Origin of the sequence: Barnesiella sp. CU968, assembly GCF_905219685.1 — a bacterium.
In the GTDB taxonomy this organism is placed as follows: Bacteria; Bacteroidota; Bacteroidia; order Bacteroidales; family Muribaculaceae; genus Lepagella; species Lepagella muris_A.
Genome location: NZ_CAJMXD010000606.1, coordinates 1 through 1,011, shown reverse-complemented (window position 1 = coordinate 1,011; position 1,011 = coordinate 1). Strand labels below are relative to the sequence as shown.

The following is a 1,011-nucleotide window of genomic DNA, read 5'->3' as shown; positions in this document are numbered from 1 at the left end:
CCCTCTTCGANTCGTAAAAACACCTCATAAAATCCTCTCAATGAACCTCACAATTAAATTTAAACAGTTTCTAAGAATCTCGTCTTTACTTATTTTTACACTCTTGTCGCAATCAATTAAAATTATAACCGACTGAGATCTGGAAAACATTCTGATGGTATGTCACGGTCTTACGACGGGTCTCGCGCTTGTAGGCATTTGTAAGACCGATGTCTCCGCTCATGCCGCCGAAGAAGTTTTTATAGGTGATTCCGGCTCCGATGCGCCAGTCAAGATTAACACGGTTGTAAGATCCGTAACGTTCCTCATCATAGAGAGAACCCGTAGCCTTGAATTCATATCCTCCGGACTTAGCCTTTATATAATAATCAGATGTAAAACCTACATTAAGCACCGGTCCTGAATACACATGAAGACTGAAATCACGGGTGAAGTCGAAATGATAACCAAACGAAACAGGGATTCTCATACCCCACTGGCGTATGGAACGGTTGGTGAACTTGACTCCGTCAAAGCCCATATCATCCGCTGCATCTTCTATGTCATCAAACAAGTCATCGAATCCGGCAAGCTTGATGCCCATGGCGTTATAATATACACTTACGCCAGGCTCAATATAGAAGTTGGCGACTACAGGAATATTATAGATACCTCCAAAGCTGAATCCGGCACCATTGCCGAGATACTTTGCCTCATAGCTTACACCTCCGCCATCTACTGTAAATTTGCACGGCACAGGCACGTCAAGAGTTCCACGGAGACCGAAATACGCTTTATTGTCGGGATTGTTGAAAACACGGCTTTGCGCAGAAACAAATGCAAAGCTTGTCAGAGCCAGGATTGAAAGCAAAATCTTTCTCATAATATTTCAGTTTATTGATAGTTTATATTTGTTTTTACGAGCTGCAACCTGAAATCCAGACCAGCTATATATATTTAACATTAATAAATAGGGTGTTCAGTTCTATGTTCCAAAATTAACTCACATTATTGAGTGTCCTGGAACGCAGA

1 protein-coding gene is annotated in these 1,011 nt (G+C 41.6%); it reads right to left on the bottom strand.

The features are described from left to right. Positions 1 to 112 precede the first annotated feature (112 nt). Positions 113 to 862, bottom strand: coding sequence for an outer membrane beta-barrel protein (locus JX312_RS14000; RefSeq protein WP_123407961.1), 750 nt, complete (start codon positions 860 to 862; stop codon positions 113 to 115). Positions 863 to 1,011: the final 149 nt, after the last annotated feature.

Coding starts and splice junctions, on each gene's coding strand:
- JX312_RS14000 (WP_123407961.1), bottom strand. CDS start 862: ATGAGAAAGATTTTGCTTTCAATCCTGGCTCTGACAAGCTTTGCATTT.